Origin of the sequence: Burkholderia cepacia (assembly GCF_029962485.1) — a bacterium.
Lineage (GTDB): Bacteria > Pseudomonadota > Gammaproteobacteria > Burkholderiales > Burkholderiaceae > Burkholderia.
Genome location: NZ_CP073637.1, coordinates 834,891 through 851,897 on the forward strand (window position 1 = coordinate 834,891; position 17,007 = coordinate 851,897).

Genomic DNA, 17,007 nt, shown 5'->3' on the forward strand with positions numbered 1-17,007 from the left:
ACGATAAAGACACCGGAGACCCGTCATGCCCTCACTCGACACCCGCCCGCGCCTGGCTGACCCCGACGCGTTCTACGAAGCGCTGATCGACATGCATCGCGACCTGTCCGACAGCGACAGCCAGCTCGTCAACGCGAAGCTGATCCTGCTGCTCGCGAACCAGATCGGCGACGCCGGCGTGCTGCGTGAAGCAATGGCGCTCGCGCGCCAGGGCGTGACGCCGCCCGTGCATCCGGCCGGCGAGGTGGCGCAATGAGCGCGGCGCCGGCCGACGCGCGCGTGCTCGAAGTCGAGCGCGTGATCGACGAGACCCACCGCCCGGGCTTTCACTGGATGCTGCTCGTGTTGTGCGGGCTGTGCCTCGTGATCGACGGTTTCGATGCACAGGCGATGGGCTACGTGGCGCCCAGCGTGATCGCCGAATGGGGCGTGCCGAAGCAGGCGCTCGGCCCGGTGTTCAGCGCGAGCCTGTTCGGGATGCTGCTCGGCGCGCTCGGGCTGTCGGTGCTGGCCGACCGGATCGGGCGGCGCCCGGTGCTGATCGGCTCGACGCTGTTCTTCGCGGTGACGATGCTCGCGACGCCGTTCGCAGGTTCGATTCCCGTGCTGATGGCGCTGCGCTTCGTCACTGGCCTCGGCCTCGGCTGCATCATGCCGAATGCGATGGCGCTGGTCGGCGAGTTCAGCCCGGCCGCGCATCGTGTGAAGCGGATGATGATGGTGTCGTGCGGCTTCACGCTCGGCGCGGCGATCGGCGGCTTCATCAGCGCCGCGCTGATTCCGGCATTCGGCTGGCGCTCGGTGTTCTTCGTCGGCGGCGTGGTGCCGCTCGTGTTGACGATCGCGATGGTCGCGCGGCTGCCCGAGTCGCTGCAGTTCCTGGTGCTGAAAGGGCGCGTCGCGCAGGCACGCGACTGGCTCGCGCAATTCGCGCCGCAAGCCGGTATCGACGCGAACACGCGCATCGTCGTGCGCGAGCGTGCGGCGAGCGGTGCGCCGGTCGCCGAACTGTTCAGCCACGGCCGCCTGCCGGTCACGCTGCTGTTGTGGGCGATCAGCTTCATGAACCTGATCGATCTGTATTTCCTGTCGAACTGGCTGCCGACCGTGATGCGCGACGCCGGCTATTCGCCAGGCACCGCGGTGATCGTCGGCACGGTGCTGCAGACGGGCGGCGTGGTCGGCACGCTGTCGCTCGGCTGGTTCATCGAACGTTACGGCTTCGTGCGCGTGCTGTTCGTGTGCTTCGCGTGCGCAGCCGTGTCGGTGGGGCTGATCGGCTCGGTCGCGCATGCGCTGCCGTGGCTGCTGGCCGTCGTGTTCGCGGGTGGATTCTGCGTGGTCGGCGGGCAGCCGGCCGTGAACGCGCTCGCGGGCCAGTATTACCCGACGTCGCTGCGCTCGACGGGCATCGGCTGGAGCCTCGGCATCGGCCGGATCGGCTCGGTGCTCGGGCCGCTCGTCGGCGGACAACTGATTGCGCTCAACTGGTCGAATGGCGCGCTGTTCCACGCGGCCGCGGTGCCCGTGCTGTGCTCGGCGCTGTTCGTCCTCGGGCTGGCCGGTGTGACGCGGCGCAACGGCGCGCAGGCGCCTAACGCCGCCCTGAATTGATGGAGAAAGGAAACGATGACGCTTGACCTGTCGAAACCGGCGACCGCCGGCTACCTGAGCGGTTTCGCGAACGAATTCGCGACCGAGGCATTGCCCGGCGCGCTGCCGCACGGCCGCAACTCGCCGCAGCGCGCGCCGTACGGACTGTATGCGGAGCAACTGTCGGGCACCGCGTTTACCGCGCCGCGCGGCCACAACCGCCGCTCGTGGCTGTATCGCATCCGCCCGGCCGCCGTGCACCGGCCGTTCGAGCCGTACGCGGGCCCGCAGCGGCTCGTGTCGGAATTCGGCGATTCGGCCGATGTGCCGCCGACGCCGCCGAACCAGCTGCGTTGGGATCCGCTGCCGATGCCGGTCGAGCCGACCGATTTCGTCGACGGGCTCGTGACGATGGCCGGCAACGGCTCGGCCGCCGCGATGAACGGTTGTGCGATCCACCTGTACGCGGCGAACCGCTCGATGCAGGACCGCTTCTTCTACAGCGCGGACGGCGAACTGCTGATCGTGCCGCAGCAGGGGCGGCTGTTCATCGCGACCGAATTCGGCCGCGTCGACGTCGAGCCGTTCGAGATCGCGGTGATCCCGCGCGGCGTGCGTTTTTCCGTCACGCTGCCGGACGGCGACGCACGCGGCTACATCTGCGAAAACTTCGGCGCGCAACTGCGCTTGCCGGACCTCGGCCCGATCGGCTCGAACGGCCTTGCGAACCCGCGCGATTTCCTGACGCCGCAGGCCGCGTACGAAGACCGCGAAGGCGCGTTCGAGCTGATCGCGAAGCTGAACGGCCGTCTGTGGCGTGCGGACATCGGCCATTCGCCGCTCGACGTCGTTGCTTGGCACGGCAACTATGCGCCGTACAAATACGACCTGCGCCTGTTCAACACGATCGGCTCGATCAGCTTCGACCATCCCGATCCGTCGATCTTCCTCGTGCTGCAGTCGCAGAGCGACACGCCGGGCGTCGACACGATCGACTTCGTGATCTTCCCGCCGCGCTGGCTCGCGGCCGAGGATACGTTCCGCCCGCCGTGGTTCCACCGCAACGTCGCGAGCGAATTCATGGGGCTCGTGCACGGCGCGTACGACGCGAAGGCCGAAGGCTTCGTGCCGGGCGGCGCGAGCCTGCACAACTGCATGTCGGGCCACGGGCCCGACGCGGACACGTTCGAGAAGGCGTCCGCGAGCGATACGAGCAAGCCGCACAAGGTCGACGCGACGATGGCATTCATGTTCGAAACCCGCACGCTGATCCGGCCGACGCGCTATGCGCTCGACACCGCGCAGCTGCAGGCCGACTACTTCGAATGCTGGCAAGGCATCAAGAAACACTTCAATCCGGAGCAACGATGAGCGATACCCAAGACTGGCGCGCGACGCTCGACCCGGCTCGCAAGAGCTGGATCGACACCGCGAACGATCCCGCCTGCGATTTCCCGATCCAGAACCTGCCGTTCGGGATCTTCAGCGATGCGAAGCAGGCGGCGCGCCGTGCCGGCGTCGCGCTCGGCGACCAGATCGTCGATCTCGCGGCGCTCGCGCGTGCGGGCCTCGTGACGCTGCCGGCCGGCGCCGACGTGTTCGCCACGCCGACGCTCAACGCGTTCATCGCGCTTGGCCGCGACGCATGGCGCAGCGTGCGCGTGCAACTGTCCGACCTGTTTTCGCGCGACAACGCGACGCTGCGTGACGATGCGGCGCTGCGCGCACAGGTGCTCGTCGCGCAGCGCGACGCGACGCTGCATCTGCCGGTCGAGATTCCCGGCTACACCGATTTCTACTCGTCGAAGGAACATGCAACCAACGTCGGTTCAATGTTCCGTGATCCGAAGAATGCGCTGTTGCCGAACTGGCTGGAGATGCCGATCGGCTACAACGGCCGTGCGTCGTCGGTGGTCGTGAGCGGCACGCCGGTGCGGCGCCCGAACGGGCAGCTGAAGCTGCCCGACCAGGAGCGCCCGGTGTTCGGTGCCTGCCGCAAGCTCGACATCGAACTGGAGACGGGCTTCATCGTCGGGCAGGGCAACGCGCTCGGCGAGCCGATCGCGTGCGAGGACGCGGAAGCGCATATCTTCGGGATGGTGCTGCTGAACGACTGGAGCGCGCGCGACATCCAGCAGTGGGAATACGTGCCGCTCGGCCCGTTCAACGCGAAGACCTTCGCGACGACGATCTCGCCCTGGATCGTCACGCTCGATGCGCTCGAACCGTTCCGCACCGCGCAGCCGGAGCAATCGCCGCAGCCGCTCGCATATCTGCAGCACGCGGGCAAGCACGCGTTCGACATCGCGCTCGAAGTAACGCTGCGTGCCGAAGGCGCGGCCGAAGCGACGTCGATCTGCCGTACGAACTACAAGCACATGTACTGGACGATGGCGCAGCAGCTCGCGCATCACACTGTCGCGGGCTGCAACACGCGCGTGGGCGACCTGATGGGTTCGGGCACGATCAGCGGGCCGACCAAGGATTCGTTCGGCAGCCTGCTCGAATTGACGTGGAACGGCAAGGAGCCGCTCGCGCTGAAGGGCGGCGGCAGCCGTGCGTTCATCGAGGACGGTGACGAGCTCACGCTCGCCGGGTGGTGCCAGGGCGACGGCTATCGCGTCGGCTTCGGCACATGTGCGGGGACGATCCTGCCGGCGCGGAATGCGTGACGGATCGTAGCGCGACACGTAGCAGGTAGTCCGGAAGGACAGGGCGGCCCGCATTGCGCGGGCCGTTTTCGTTTTTGCTGGCGGGGGCGGGGGCGGGGGCGCGTGTGCGTCGATGTGTGATGCTGCGTACTAGCGTTAATGCTTGCGTCCGCGACAGCGCCGATATCAGACTGCGCGTTGCAACGCGGTGCGGCGTTCCCACAGCGCGGCCGCAACGAACGCGGCGACGCAGACGACCAGCACGCCGACCAGCGCATTGCTGCCCAGTTGCTCCATCAACGCACCGGCCACCAGCGGGCCGCCGAAGCTCGCGGCGCTCCACGATGCCGACACGAGCGAGCTCGCGGTGACGAGCGCCGCGCCGCGGAAGCGTTCGCCGCATGCGACCAGCGACAACGTGTAGATGCTGCCGGCCGCCGCGCCGAGCACGAACAGCAGCGGCCAGCATAGCCACGGATTCGCGATGACGAACGGCAGCAGCGGCAGGCCGGCCAGCACGATCCAGCCGGCGCCGAGGTGCACGCGTTCGCGGCCCAGCTTGTCCGCGAGCCAGCCGATCGGGAACTGCATCGCGGTATCGCCGAACAGCATGATCGACGCGAGCAGCACGGCGGTCGCGCTCGCGACGCCGTGATCCATCGCGTAGAGCGGCAGCAGCGACAGCGCGAGCGTATCGAACAGCGCGAAGAAGCCGGTGCCGATGATCAGCGCGGGCATCCGCGGCAGGATATCGAGCCAGCGGCCGTGCGCTTCGTGATGCGCGTCGTCGCCGGCGAGCGGCGCGCGCCGGATCGTCGCGAGCGTCGGCAGCGCGAGCAGGAACAGCGCGCCGCACAGCGCGAAGCGGATGCTCGTCGCGCCGGCGATCTGGCTCACGAGGACGGGGCCCGCCATCTGGAACAGCGTGAAATTGGTTGCATAGATCGCAACGACGCGGCCGCGCGTCGAATCATCGGCGAGCTGGTTGACCCACGCTTCGCCGATCGTGAACAGCAGCATCAGCGCGGCGCCGCACAGCACGCGCAGCACGCCCCACAGGATCAGGTTCGACGTGAACTGCATCAGCGCGGTGGCGGCGGCGAGCAGCACGACCGACACGACGATCGCGCGGCGTGAGCCGATATGCCGCGCGAGCGCGGTGACGAACGGGACGATCGCGAGGCCGCCGAGGGCCTGCGCTGCCGTCAGCATGCCGACGACGTTGGTGCCGTGACCGGCTTCAGTCAGCGCGAGTGCGGTGAGCGGCAGCGTGGCGCCGGTCCCGAGGCCGACGACCGCGACGCTCAGGATCAGCGCGAGAAAATCGCGATTCAGAATGGCTTTCATCGGCCGGGATGCTACACCGCGGACCTTGAAAGGTCCATGAAGGCCATCAGGATCGAATGGGGTTGTGTACGCAACGAATGCAGCAGGGTCGCGTCAGACGTACTCGGTCGGCACGGCCACCGAGCGCCGTTCGAGCGACGCCGACCACAGCGTGAGCGCGAGCGCCGCGACGGCCATCGCGACGCCGACCCACGGCAGGTTCACGAGCGACACGCCGGAGCCGATCGCCATCCCGCCGAGCCACGCGCCGGTCGCGTTGCCGAGGTTGAACGCACCCTGGTTCAGCGTCGACGCGAGGTTCGGCGCGTCGCTCGCGCGATCGACGATCATGATCTGCAGCGGCGGCACGATCGCGAACGCGAGGATGCCCCACACGAAGATCGTCGCGAGCGCGGCGAACGGCACGTGCATCGTGCCCGCGAACAGCGCGAGGACGACTCCGATCAGCGCGAGCGTCGCGATCAGCGACGGCATCCGGCGCCAGTCGGCGAGCTTGCCGCCGAGGGTGCCGCCCACCGTCAACCCGAGGCCGAACAGCAGCAGCACGTAGGTGACCTGGCGCGGCGAGAAGCCCGTCACGTCCTCGAGGATCGGCGTGATGTACGTGAACACGCTGAACAGGCTCGCGGACGCGAGCACGCTGATGCCGAGCACCATCAGCACCTGCGGGTGCTTCAGCACGCTGAATTCGCGCGTGATGCTGGTGTCGGGCATCGCGAGGTTCTTCGGCAGGCACACCGCGAGCGCGGCAGCGGCGGCGATGCCGATGCCGGTGACGGCCCAGAACGTCGCGCGCCAGCCGAACGCCTGGCCGAGCGCGGTGCCGAGCGGCACGCCGAGCACGTTCGCGAGCGTGAGGCCGGTGAACATCAGCGCGATGGCTTGCGCGCGGCGGTTCGGCGCGACGAGGTTGCTCGCGACGACCGAGCCGATCCCGAAGAACGCGCCGTGGCAGAACGCGGTGACGACGCGCGCGGCCATCAGCACCGCATAGCCCGGTGCGATCGCGCAGAACAGGTTGCCGGCGATGAACAGCCCGATCAGGCCCATCAGTGCGCGCTTGCGCGGCATCTTCGCGGTGACGATCGCGAGGATCGGCGCGCCGATCGTCACGCCGAGCGCGTAGCCCGACACGAGCATCCCGGCGGCCGGAATCGACACGCCGAGATCGCGCGCGACATTGGGCAGCAACCCCATGATCACGAATTCGGTGGTACCGATTCCAAATGCAGCGACGGCGAGGGCGAAAAGAGGTAGGGGCATCGCGGTAGGCTCGGGAAAGATGCCGCTCGAGCCGGGCGCAGGATGCGCGGGACGGGCGGTGGGTCAGTCGAATGACAGCCGCGATTCTACTTCAGTGAAAACCCCTACGCTTGGGGCCAAAACGGTTGTTGCCGGCGTGCGACGGGCCAGCAGTCGGAACGCTCACAGTGTGGGATTTCGAGGCGATTTGCCGCGTCGGGCCGAATCGGGGCCGGAGCGATGGCAACTGCCGGGCCGGCCATCACGCGACGCGTTCGGGCGCTTCACCGGGGAGGGCGTTCGACGCGCTCGTCACGTCGACATCCGATTCCGCACTTGCAGGTGTCGAGGCTGCGCCGGCGGCTTCGATTGCGGCCGGATCGTCCCAGCCGTTCTCGAACAGGCATGCTTCGATCGGCATTCGCGCGGCCCAGCGCTCCTGTTCGAGCATCGGTTTCGCATAGAACGCGTCGACGTGCCCGACGCACAGCACGGCGATCGGCTTCGCGCCGTCGGGCATCCGCAGCAGCGTGCGCAGCGCATCGACGTCGAACAGTGACACCCAGCCCATCCCGAGCCCTTCCGCGCGCGCCGCGAGCCACATGTTCTGGATCGCGCACGCGGCGGATGCCAGATCCATCTCCGGCAGCGTGCGGCGGCCGAACACGTGGCGCTCGCGGCCGTCGGCGAGCGCCACGACCAGCAGCTCGCCGCATTCGCGTATGCCTTCGACCTTCAGCCGCATGAATTCGTCCTGGCGCTCGCCGAGCGCATCGGCGGTCGCGCGGCGCTCGGCCTCGACCAGCGCGTGGATCGCGGTGCGCAGCGCGGGATCGGTAATGCGAATGAAGCGCCACGGCTGCATGAAGCCGACGCTCGGTGCATGGTGCGCCGCGCGCAGCAAGCGCGCGAGCACCGCCGGATCGACGGGCGCCGGTGTGAAGTGGCGCATGTCGCGCCGTTCGAAAATGGCGCGGTAGACCGCGGCGAGGTCGGAGTCGTCGAAACGCATGAGCGGTGGAAGCAGGGGTGACGTCGGCGCAACGATAGCAGACGGTGCGCACGAAACGTTACTTCATCTGAAACAAAGCACGGAATTGTTGATGAAGACGAGTGCAGTGCACAGTAACGAGAACAAGCAAACGATTGCGGATGCGCTGCAGGTCGTGAAACGCGCCGTTTTTCAGCGGTTTGCCGTCACGACGTTCTGCGGCGTGCCCGCATGCCACGCCTCGATGTTCAGCAGTGTGGTGTGCGCGATCTCGGCGAGCGCCTCGCGCGTGAAGAACGCTTGGTGCGACGTGACGATCACGTTCGGGAACGTCAGCAGGCGTGCGAGTACGTCGTCCTGTAGCGGCAGATCGGAGTGATCCTCGAAGAACAGCCCGCTTTCTTCTTCGTACACGTCGAGCCCGAGGTGGCCGAGCTGGCCGCTCTTGAGCGCGTCGACCAGCGCCTGCGCATCGACGAGGCCGCCGCGACCGGTGTTGATCAGCATCGCGCCGTGCTTCATCCGCGCGAGCGTTCGTTCGTTGATCAGATGGTGCGTGGACGGCAGCAGCGGGCAGTGCAGGCTGACGATGTCGGCGTGGTGCAGCAGCTCGTCGAGCTCGACGTAGCGCGCGCCGAACGCGATCAGCTCGTCGTTGTACGGCGGCACGGAGTGCGCGAGCACGTGCATCCCGAAGCCCATCATGATCTTCGCGAACACGCTGCCGATGATGCCGGTGCCGATCACGCCGACGGTCTTGCCGTGCAGGTCGAAGCCGAGCAGCCCGTTCAGCGAGAAATCGCCTTCGCGGGTGCGCGCGACCGCGCGCGGCAGCCGGCGGTTGAGCGCCAGGATCAGCGCGACCGCGTGTTCGGCGACCGCATGCGGCGAATACGCGGGCACGCGCACGACCGTGATGCCGAGTCGCTCGGCGGCCGCGAGGTCGACATGGTTGAAGCCGGCCGAGCGCAGCGCGATCAGCCGCGTGCCGCCGTCGGCCAGCCGTTCGAGCACGGCTGCGTCGACGGTGTCGTTGACGAACGGGCACACGACTTCATAGCCGTGCGCGAGGATCGCGGTTTCCGCGTCGAGGTGCGACGGCTGGAAGTGCAGCCGATAGCCGAACTGCCGGTTGGCGGCGGCAAACGAATCGTCGTCGTACTGCCGGCTGCTGAACAGGATCACGCGCACGCTGCACCTCCGATGGCTGACGCGCGCAGTTTACTGCAGCCCCGTGACGATGTCGGACCGTTCCGGCCCGCGCGGCGGCCGCAGGAAGCCGTAGTCCGTTTGGTCGCGAGGCGTTCGTGCGCTGAAGTGGTCCAGCGCATGTTCGACGAAGCTGCGTGTGCGGGCCGGCACGTACTGGCGGTTCGGGTAGACAAGCGACAGCTGCGTATCGGGATCGTCGATCCGGTAGCCGGCCAGCAGCCGCACGAGCGTGCCGCTGTTGAGCGCGTCGGCGACGCACGGCTCGGGCAGCACCGCGATGCCGGCACCGGCCACGGCGGCTGCGTGGACCAGCGCGAGCTGGTTGACCGTGCACGCCGGGCGCACCGTGACCGAGTGCGCGACGCCGTCGTGGCCGACGAGCTGCCACGACGGCGCATGCTGGTGCGGCGCGAGCGTGACCCAGTCGTGGCCCGGCAGGTCGTCGGGGGCGCGCGGCTCGCCGCGCCGGTCGAGATAGGCCGGCGCCGCGCAGGCGACGAACGGATTCGGCGCGAGCGCATGGCCGATCAGCGACGGGTTGCCGTCGAGCCGGTTGCCCGTGACGATGCCGACGTCGTAACCCGAGTCGAGCACGTCGAGCGGCCCTTCGGCGACGGTCAGCTGCACGCGCAGCTCGGGGTAGCGGTGCCGGAAGCTGCTGACGAGCGGTGTCAGCGCCAGGGGCGAAAGCAGCCCCGATGCGACGACGCGCAGCGTGCCGGCCGGTTCGCGCACGGCATGCGCGACGGACGACTCGAGGTGGTCGAATTCCTCGAGCAGCGCACGGCAACCGTCGAGGTAGCGCACGCCGGCCTCGGTGAGCGACAGGTTGCGCGTGGTGCGGTGGATCAGCCGGGTGTTCAGGTGGCCCTCGAGCATCGCGATCGAACGCGTGACGAGTGCATTGGACACGCCGAGATGGTGCGCCGCGCGCCGGAAGCTTTGCTGCTCGGCGACGCAGACGAATACACGCATGGTCTGAATCTGGTTCATGGCTTGCGTATTTCTGGCCCGGTTGATTGATTATGTTGTGATTTTTCGCCGCGCAACCCCGAAAGCGCATCGCGCGGCACCCAGTTCTCCCTCGTATCGAAAAATCGTTTCTTTCGATTCCGCAGACGATTGTTCAATACAGAACCGATATCCGTCAACCTGAGAAAAGGGGCGGGTTGCGGAAAATCGAAATCGCGGGTAACGGTTAAACGCTGCGATGCAACACGTGCGTGGCGTGCAAAACTGACGCGGTATTGGAATATGCGCTCATGTGATAAATATTTTGCATATTAATCAATGGTTTGTTGGCGGCATGGATGGCTCTGTTTCGTTAATTTCCGGAGTCGTGCCCCAATACATGCAACGATAATGGATGTTTTGCTGGGGTGTGCCGGTATTGCGTATCGCATTCGGCGTGGCGGTTTTTATCGGGCGGCCGGTCTATTGCATTCGACGCGAAAGTTGACGTAAACCGTCGGCATCGGCGAATCGCGGCGTTATTGGCGAAGAAAATCATGCGTGCGGAAGCCGAATGGAACCGTTTCGCAACCGGTCCGCAATCCTTTTTCAATCGGAATGGCCATCGCGCAATACGCACGCGGCCGGCTGGCCCGGTCCGGCGACCGGGCCACCGTCGCGCTGTCCGGCCGAGCGTGCCTCTTGCGCGAGGCCGCGGAACGCGGAATGATCGATCAGTTCGCCATGCAGTGTGGCGAGCGTTCGTGCATTTTCCTTCCTCACCTCTTGCCAGCCATGTCCATCGATTACTCGCCGATTCCCTGTCCCGTCGTCGTGCCGCTCGACGCGATCCTGCCCGAAGAACCGCTGCTGATGATGGGGGCCGGCCCGGTTCCGATCCCGGCCGCCGTCGCGAAGGCGAACACGGTCGTGATCAACCACCTCGGCGCGACGATGGCGAAGATCATCGAGCAGGTGAAGGAGATGGCGCGGTACGTGTTCCAGACCCGCACGAAGTGGGTGCTCGGCGTCGCGGGCCCCGGCTCGGCCGCGATGGAGATGGCGATCTCGAACCTCGCCTGGCGCGGTACGCGCGTGCTGTCGATCCGCAACGGCTTCTTCAGCGCGCGGATGGCCGAGATGGCCACGCGCGTCGGCGCCGACGTCGCGACGCTCGAAGTGGCCGACCGCGCGGTCGCGAGCCTCGACGAGATCGCGGATGCGATCGCGCGCGAGCGGCCGGAGATCGTCACGATCGTGCAGGGCGAGACGTCGAACACGGTGTGGAACCGCGACCTGCGCGACATCGCGGCGCTCGCGAAGGCGGCCGGCGCACTGGTCGTCGTCGACGCGGTGTGCACGCTGTCGACGATGCCGCTCGAGATGGACGCGTGGGGCATCGACGCGGTGATCACCGGCGGCCAGAAGGGGCTGTCGTCGATCCCGGGCGTGTCGCTGATCGCTTTCTCCGATGCCGCATGGGAGCGCATGAAGCATCGCACCGAGCCGAACGCGCACTGGTGCCTCGACATGGCGCTCGCGGAGAACTTCTGGCACAACGCGGGCTATCACTACACGGCGCCCGTGTCCGGTGTGCTCGCGCTGCACGAGGCGCTGCGGCTCGTCTGCGCGGAGACGCTTGAAAGCCGCTTCGCACGCCATCTGCGCTGCTCGCTCGCGCTGCAGGCGGGCGTCGAGTCGATGGGGCTCAAGCTCTATGCGCCGAAGGACTGCCGGCTCAATTCGGTGGTCGGGATCGAGACGCCGGAAGGGCTGACGCCGGGAATGGTCTGCGGCCATATCTCGAAGCAGTACCAGGTCGAGATCTCGGGCTCGTTCGGCTTGCCGATCGTGCGGATCGGGCAGATGGGCGAGCAGTGCCGCGAACACAACCTGTTCCGTACGCTGCATGCGTTCGGTCGCACGATGGTCGACCTGAAGGTGCCGGTCGACCTGCCGGCCGGCGTCGCGGCGCTTGAGCAGGAACTGTCGCAGCGCGGCGCGTAAGCGGAAAAGCGAGGGAAGGGGCTGTGCTCAGCGGCCCTGCATCGCGCGCCGGTACGTATTCGGCGTCGTGCCATGCGCATCGCGAAAGCGGTGACTGAAGTGGCCGGCGTTCGCGTAGCCGCAGTCGGCTGCGACCTGTGCGAGCGGCAGCGCCGTCGTGCGCAGCAATTCACGCGCCCGGGCGAGGCGCTGCTCGGCCACCCAAGCGTGCGGCGCCCGGCCGAACGACAGCCGGAACATCCGCGAGAAATGGTATTCGGACAGCGCGGCGACCTCGGCCAGTTCGCCGAGCGTCAACGGCTGCGTGAGATACGTGTCGATATAGTCGCGCACGCGGCGGCGCACGGCCGGCGCGAGCCCGCCGCGGAACGTCGTGTCGGTGCGCGTCGTGCTCTGCCCGCGCAGCAGCAGGCTCAGCACCTCGTGTGCGGTCTCGTTCACGCGCAGCCGCTCGTCGGCATCGTCCCAACCGTCGAGCGCGAGCGAGCGCAGCAGCGTCGCGACGCGCGCATCCTCGAAATAGGTGCGATCGGCGAGCTTCAGTTCGCGCGGCTCGCGGTCGAGCTCGCGGATCGCGCGCTGCGTGAAGTGTTCGGGCAGGAAATACAGGTGGATGAAGTGCATCTCGCCGCGCACCCACCAGCGCGATTCATGGTCGCCCGGCAGCGCGCACAGCAGGCTCGGCGCGCCGTAGCGCGGCACGCGTTGGCGCTCGGTCCGATAGCCGCCGTCGAGGTAACACGACAGCGTGTGGTGGCCGGGCTGCTCGTAGACCGTCTCGCTTTCGTCGGTGATCCGCGTCCATTCGGCGATCGCCAGATGGTCGCCGAGCCACGCAAAGCGCTCGAGCGTCGCGTTCGCGTCGGCGAGCGTGCGGCAGACCGACTGCAGGCCGAACGGCAGATCGCCGCCGGCCAGGGCGGCGGCGTGGTCGACGGGGGGAGCGGAGAGGGAGAGGCTCATGATGCGCCGAGTATAAGCGGGCGCGCGGGGGCGCGTGCGGCGTGCCGAAAAAGACCGCAATTCCGGACAATCGGCCCACGCCGCGCGGCGGCATAGTCGGGATCCCGATTCACCCGATTCTCCGGATTGCCGCCATGAACCTGTCGCTTTATTTCGTCACCGTGCTGATCTGGGGCACCACCTGGATCGCGATCAAGTGGCAGCTCGGCTCGGTGCCGCCGCCCGTGTCGATCGCATGGCGCTTCTGGCTCGCGGCCGTCGTGCTGTTCGCGCTGCTGCGCGTGATGCGCCGGCCGGTGCGCCCGCCGCGCGAAGCGTGGCGCTTTCTCGTCGCGCAAGGCTTCGCACTGTTCTGCCTGAACTTCCTGTGCTTCTACTATGCGGAGCAGGTCGTGCCGAGCGGCCTCGTCGCGGTGATCTTCTCGACCGCGCCGCTCCTGAACTCGATCAACGGCCGGCTGTTCATGGGCCGTCCGCTGCGGCCGTCGGCGATCGCCGGCGCCTTGCTCGGGCTGACCGGCATCGCGTGCCTGTTCTGGCAGCAGATGGCCGGCCATCTCGACGATCACGCGACCTGGACGGGGCTCGCGATCGCGTTCGCGGGCACGATGTGCTTCTCGATCGGCAACCTGCTGTCGAGCCGGATGCAGTCGATAGGGCTGCACCCGCTCGTGACCAACGGCTGGGCGATGCTGATCGGCGCGGCGATCCTGACCGTCGGCAGCGTGGTGGCCGGGATGCCGTTCACGCTCGACACGAGCCCGCGCTATCTCGGCGCGCTCGTGTACCTGGCCGTGCCGGGCTCGGTGATCGGCTTCACCGCGTACCTGACACTCGTCGGCCGGATCGGGCCGGAGCGTGCCGCGTACTGCACGGTGCTGTTCCCGATCGTCGCGCTGGCCGTGTCGACGGTGTTCGAGGGCTATCAGTGGTCGCCGCTCGCGGTGGTTGGGCTGCTGCTCGTGGTAGCCGGCAATCTCGTCGCGTTCGACCTGACACGCCGGCTGTTTCTGCGGACGGCGTGACGGATGATGGGAGGGGGCGGCGTCGCCGGCCCGGCCACCCGATTTGGTTGTCATGGTTGACTTGGTTTCGATTCGAGCCTACGCTTGAGCCTCCGGTCGTGCAAGGAGGCGGTGATGGTCAGGCAGGCTCATGCGCTTGAAGGCGCGGCTGTGGTTCTCGATGTCGAGACCGAGGAGGCGCTACGCAGCGCCGTCGGCGCCGCGACCATGCTCGGGCCCGACCGCGCTCGGGCGCTGCTCAGGCTGTCGGACGAACAGCTCGGGCACTTGTTCAAGGTCGGCATCGCCCAGGTCATCGATCTGGCCGGCACGATCACGTTCGGCATTGCAGCCGCCGCGACCCGCGACAGGCAGCCGTCCGTTCGCACGAAACCGCATGCGAAGCCGGCGGCGCGCGCGGATGCCGCAGCCGCCGATTTCGAGCAGCGCGCGCTGGCAGAACGGCGGGCGCTCGTCGCGAAGGGTGCGCTGCTGCCGGCCGCGGAGATCTGGGCGGGGCTCGGCATGACTCGGCAGGCGCTCAGCAAGGCAGTCGTGTCGGGGCGCATCTTCACGGTCGACGTGGGGGCGGCGCAGTACTACCCGACCTTTTATCTGACGGGCGATGTCGATCGCAAGACGCTGGGAAAGGTGACGCAATGCCTGGGTGATTTGCCAGGGTGGAGCAAATGGCAGTTCTTCACGACGCCCAAGGCGTCTCTTGGCAACGTCACGCCGCTGAAAGCGCTGTCGCAGGGGAGGCTCGCCGAGGTCGAGCGTGCCGCGGCGGCGTTCGTGGAACGCTAGGAGCTGCGGTTGACGTTGAAGCCGCCGAGCGAACACTTCGCGAATGCGACGCTGGTTACGCGGACGATTCCGCCGGCGGCGCTGGTGCGCGTTTCCCGATATGAGACGGGCGAGCCGTACTTCGGCAAGTCGGGCGGCAACCGTTTCGACGACCCGCGCAAGCGGCGCCGGTATGGCACCAGCTATTTCGGTTTCGACCTGCAGTGTGCGTTTGCCGAGACGGTGCTGCACGACGAAGTCGCGGATCTCGCCGTCGGCGGCTTTCCGCTCGTGACGACCGAGCTTGAGCGCTTCGTGCTGTCGTTCACCGGCTCGCCTCTGACGGTGGCCGTCTTGCACGGCTTGCCGCTGAAAAACCTTGGCGGCGACGGCGCGCTGTCGACCGTCGTACCGTACGACATACCGCAGCAATGGTCGCTCGCCGTGCACGGGCATGGCCGCCGGGTCGACGGCTTTCTGTATATGTCACGCCATCTCAACACGTCGGAAGCGCTCGTGCTTTTCGATCGTGCCGCACCGAAACTCAGGCTCGAGCGCGCCGTTCCGTTTCGGCACCACGCCGAGGCTGCCCGCGTGCTGCGGGACTTCAACATATTGCCGCGTTAAGTCACGTCAAGCTGTGTATCGCCGGCTGCCCGGCTATGGGCCCCGGGCGGCGGCCCGTCGGTAGGAAGGCTCGCGCGATTTCTCGCGGTCGTACGCTTAGGCCGCAGCGCCGCTCCCCGCCACGCGCGCCTGCCGCTGGTACAGCACCATCGACAGTGCGACGCCTGCAGCGGCCGCCACCGCCGCGAACAGGAACACCTGCGGATAGCCGAACGCGCCCGCGACATAGCCGGCGAGCGGGCCCGTGATGCCGAGCGACAGGTCGAGGAACACCGAATACGCGGACAGCGCCGCGCCGCGGCTCGCGGGCGGCACGAGCGCGACGGCCTCGACGCCGAGCGCCGGGAAGATCAGCGCGAAGCCGAAACCCGTCAGCGCGGCACCGACGAGCGCGATGTGCGGCACCGGCGCGAGCCACAGCAGCAACAGGCCCGAACATTCGAATGCGAACGACACGATCGCGACGCGGAAGCCGCCGTAGGTCTTGATCGTGTTCGCGAACAGCAGGCGCGCGCCGATGAACAGCGTGCCGAACACGGTCAGCGACAGTGCGGCGTTCGGCCAGTGGCGCGCCGCGTAGTACAGCGTGACGAAGGTGGCGATCGAGCCGAAGCCGGCCGAGCCGAGCGCCAGGCCGAGGCCGTGCGGCAGCACGCGCGTGAACACGCTCGCATACGACATCCGTTCGCCGTGCACGAGCGGCACCGAAGCGATCAGGCGCGCGAGGTAGAAGCCGATCGCGGCCAGCGCGATCACGATCACGCCGATCAGCGCCGGATTCAGCGTATTCGCGATCGCGACGCCGACCGGTGCGCCGAGCGCGAGCGCGCCGTAGGTCGCGATGCCGTTCCACGAGATCACCTTCGCGTTGTGCGTGACGCCGACGCGGCCGATGCCCCACAGGATCGCGCCGGTGCCGCACAGGCTTTCGCCGACGCCGAGCACGAGCCGGCTCGCGACCAGCAGCACGAGGCTCGCGACCGGCCAGTGCGCGAGCAGCAGCGCGACGAGCAGCAGCACACCCGACGCGCCGCAGCCGATCAGCCCGCGCAGCACCGTCTGCTTCGGGCCGAGCGTATCGGCGAGGCGCCCGGCGAGCGGCCGCGATGCGAGCGTCGCGAAGTACTGGACGCTGATCGCGCCGCCCGCGACGATCGCGGAAAAACCGAGGTCGTCATGGACGAAGCCCGGCAGCACCGCGAGCGGCAGGCCGATGGTCAGGTAGCAGATGAACGTGAAGCAGACGACGGACACGATTTGCAGCGTGACCGCGAACCCGCTGCGCGGCGGTGTGGCGGAATCGGTTGACATGGGGTCGGAACGAATGAACGAAACGGGCGGAAGACGGCGAAAAAGGGAATCGGGATTTTCCCATGGAACCGGTTTTCACGCAGGTACCATTTAGTTAATCGCGACCTTTTTTCGACGTTGGAGGACGGTGGCGGGGGCGTCGGGAACGGGCGCAGAGCACCGTGCGCAAAGGGCTGCGGGCGGCCCCGGCGCTCATATCGCGGCAGTTATATGGGCCCCATGCGTGATGGGCTATGGGTTGCGGAATTTGATGGTGATAGCGTGCAAACTGTCAGAAAAACGTCGGTCAGGCGCTCCGCGCAGGCCGCCTTGCCCCCATTTG

15 protein-coding genes are annotated in these 17,007 nt (G+C 67.7%); 8 read left to right on the forward strand and 7 right to left on the reverse strand.

All coding sequences use genetic code 11. From position 1 onward, the window contains the following. Positions 1-25: 25 nt before the first annotated feature. The 4 genes from KEC55_RS03830 to fahA are packed head-to-tail and all read left to right on the forward strand — an operon-like array spanning position 26 to position 4,265. Positions 26-256, forward strand: a complete 231-nt coding sequence (locus tag KEC55_RS03830; RefSeq protein WP_282506808.1) for a DUF2783 domain-containing protein — start codon at positions 26-28, stop codon at positions 254-256. Next, the gene (locus KEC55_RS03835; protein WP_282506809.1) at positions 253-1,614 is read left to right on the forward strand and encodes an MFS transporter; all 1,362 of its coding nucleotides are present in this window, start codon (positions 253-255) and stop codon (positions 1,612-1,614) included. The genes KEC55_RS03830 and KEC55_RS03835 overlap by 4 nt, the downstream gene beginning before the upstream one ends. A gap of 15 nt (positions 1,615-1,629) precedes the next feature. Next, positions 1,630-2,964 carry a homogentisate 1,2-dioxygenase gene (hmgA, locus tag KEC55_RS03840; protein ID WP_282506810.1) on the forward strand — a complete coding sequence of 445 codons (1,335 nt, stop codon included), beginning with the start codon at positions 1,630-1,632 and terminating at the stop codon, positions 2,962-2,964. Then, complete coding sequence (gene fahA, locus KEC55_RS03845) at positions 2,961-4,265, forward strand: fumarylacetoacetase (protein ID WP_282506811.1); 1,305 nt, start codon at positions 2,961-2,963, stop codon at positions 4,263-4,265. The genes hmgA and fahA overlap by 4 nt, the downstream gene beginning before the upstream one ends. Positions 4,266-4,430: 165 nt before the next feature. Here the strand turns inward: fahA and KEC55_RS03850 are convergent, their stop codons facing one another. The 5 genes from KEC55_RS03850 to KEC55_RS03870 form a co-directional block, all read right to left on the reverse strand. Further along, positions 4,431-5,591: an MFS transporter gene (locus tag KEC55_RS03850; protein WP_282506812.1), complete on the reverse strand. Its 1,161-nt coding sequence runs from the start codon at positions 5,589-5,591 to the stop codon at positions 4,431-4,433. Positions 5,592-5,684: 93 nt separating this feature from the next. Beyond that, entirely contained in the window at positions 5,685-6,854 is a 1,170-nt protein-coding gene (locus tag KEC55_RS03855; RefSeq protein WP_282506813.1) for an MFS transporter, read from the reverse strand. Between the two features lie 241 nt (positions 6,855-7,095). Then, positions 7,096-7,845, reverse strand: coding sequence for a 5,6-dimethylbenzimidazole synthase (gene bluB, locus KEC55_RS03860; protein ID WP_282506814.1), 750 nt, complete (start codon positions 7,843-7,845; stop codon positions 7,096-7,098). A 171-nt stretch (positions 7,846-8,016) separates the two neighbouring features. Then, positions 8,017-9,015, reverse strand: coding sequence for a 2-hydroxyacid dehydrogenase (locus KEC55_RS03865; protein WP_027788249.1), 999 nt, complete (start codon positions 9,013-9,015; stop codon positions 8,017-8,019). Positions 9,016-9,045: 30 nt separating this feature from the next. Further along, positions 9,046-10,029 carry a LysR family transcriptional regulator gene (locus tag KEC55_RS03870; protein ID WP_282506815.1) on the reverse strand — a complete coding sequence of 328 codons (984 nt, stop codon included), beginning with the start codon at positions 10,027-10,029 and terminating at the stop codon, positions 9,046-9,048. Positions 10,030-10,782: 753 nt separating this feature from the next. Here KEC55_RS03870 and KEC55_RS03875 point away from each other — a divergent pair. Continuing rightward, positions 10,783-11,994, forward strand: a complete 1,212-nt coding sequence (locus KEC55_RS03875) for a pyridoxal-phosphate-dependent aminotransferase family protein (protein ID WP_176049456.1) — start codon at positions 10,783-10,785, stop codon at positions 11,992-11,994. A 27-nt stretch (positions 11,995-12,021) separates the two neighbouring features. Here KEC55_RS03875 and KEC55_RS03880 read toward each other — a convergent pair whose 3' ends face one another. Continuing rightward, on the reverse strand, positions 12,022-12,957 hold the full coding sequence (locus tag KEC55_RS03880; protein WP_282506816.1) for an AraC family transcriptional regulator: 936 nt from the start codon (positions 12,955-12,957) through the stop codon (positions 12,022-12,024). A gap of 134 nt (positions 12,958-13,091) precedes the next feature. Here KEC55_RS03880 and KEC55_RS03885 point away from each other — a divergent pair, with 134 nt between their 5' ends. The 3 genes from KEC55_RS03885 (at position 13,092) to KEC55_RS03895 (ending at position 15,374) form a co-directional block, all read left to right on the forward strand. After that, positions 13,092-13,982 carry a DMT family transporter gene (locus tag KEC55_RS03885; RefSeq protein WP_282506817.1) on the forward strand — a complete coding sequence of 297 codons (891 nt, stop codon included), beginning with the start codon at positions 13,092-13,094 and terminating at the stop codon, positions 13,980-13,982. A gap of 114 nt (positions 13,983-14,096) precedes the next feature. Continuing rightward, a complete protein-coding gene (locus tag KEC55_RS03890; protein ID WP_282506818.1) occupies positions 14,097-14,768 on the forward strand; it encodes a hypothetical protein in 672 nt (223 codons plus the stop codon). 9 nt (positions 14,769-14,777) lie between these two features. Further along, positions 14,778-15,374, forward strand: a complete 597-nt coding sequence (locus KEC55_RS03895) for an RES family NAD+ phosphorylase (RefSeq protein ID WP_282506819.1) — start codon at positions 14,778-14,780, stop codon at positions 15,372-15,374. 96 nt (positions 15,375-15,470) lie between these two features. On the opposite strand, the gene KEC55_RS03900 is transcribed toward KEC55_RS03895, so the two are convergent. After that, entirely contained in the window at positions 15,471-16,685 is a 1,215-nt protein-coding gene (locus tag KEC55_RS03900) for an MFS transporter (RefSeq protein WP_176049453.1), read from the reverse strand. Positions 16,686-17,007: the final 322 nt, after the last annotated feature.

What these genes read in the sequence shown, in the direction of transcription:
- KEC55_RS03830 (WP_282506808.1), top strand. Translation starts at nt 26, where the DNA reads ATGCCCTCACTCGACACCCGCCCGCGCCTGGCTGACCCCGACGCGTTC.
- KEC55_RS03835 (WP_282506809.1), top strand. Translation starts at nt 253, where the DNA reads ATGAGCGCGGCGCCGGCCGACGCGCGCGTGCTCGAAGTCGAGCGCGTG.
- hmgA (WP_282506810.1), top strand. Translation starts at nt 1,630, where the DNA reads ATGACGCTTGACCTGTCGAAACCGGCGACCGCCGGCTACCTGAGCGGT.
- fahA (WP_282506811.1), top strand. Translation starts at nt 2,961, where the DNA reads ATGAGCGATACCCAAGACTGGCGCGCGACGCTCGACCCGGCTCGCAAG.
- KEC55_RS03850 (WP_282506812.1), bottom strand. Translation starts at nt 5,591, where the DNA reads ATGAAAGCCATTCTGAATCGCGATTTTCTCGCGCTGATCCTGAGCGTC.
- KEC55_RS03855 (WP_282506813.1), bottom strand. Translation starts at nt 6,854, where the DNA reads ATGCCCCTACCTCTTTTCGCCCTCGCCGTCGCTGCATTTGGAATCGGT.
- bluB (WP_282506814.1), bottom strand. Translation starts at nt 7,845, where the DNA reads ATGCGTTTCGACGACTCCGACCTCGCCGCGGTCTACCGCGCCATTTTC.
- KEC55_RS03870 (WP_282506815.1), bottom strand. Translation starts at nt 10,029, where the DNA reads ATGAACCAGATTCAGACCATGCGTGTATTCGTCTGCGTCGCCGAGCAG.
- KEC55_RS03875 (WP_176049456.1), top strand. Translation starts at nt 10,783, where the DNA reads ATGTCCATCGATTACTCGCCGATTCCCTGTCCCGTCGTCGTGCCGCTC.
- KEC55_RS03880 (WP_282506816.1), bottom strand. Translation starts at nt 12,957, where the DNA reads ATGAGCCTCTCCCTCTCCGCTCCCCCCGTCGACCACGCCGCCGCCCTG.
- KEC55_RS03885 (WP_282506817.1), top strand. Translation starts at nt 13,092, where the DNA reads ATGAACCTGTCGCTTTATTTCGTCACCGTGCTGATCTGGGGCACCACC.
- KEC55_RS03890 (WP_282506818.1), top strand. Translation starts at nt 14,097, where the DNA reads ATGGTCAGGCAGGCTCATGCGCTTGAAGGCGCGGCTGTGGTTCTCGAT.
- KEC55_RS03900 (WP_176049453.1), bottom strand. Translation starts at nt 16,685, where the DNA reads ATGTCAACCGATTCCGCCACACCGCCGCGCAGCGGGTTCGCGGTCACG.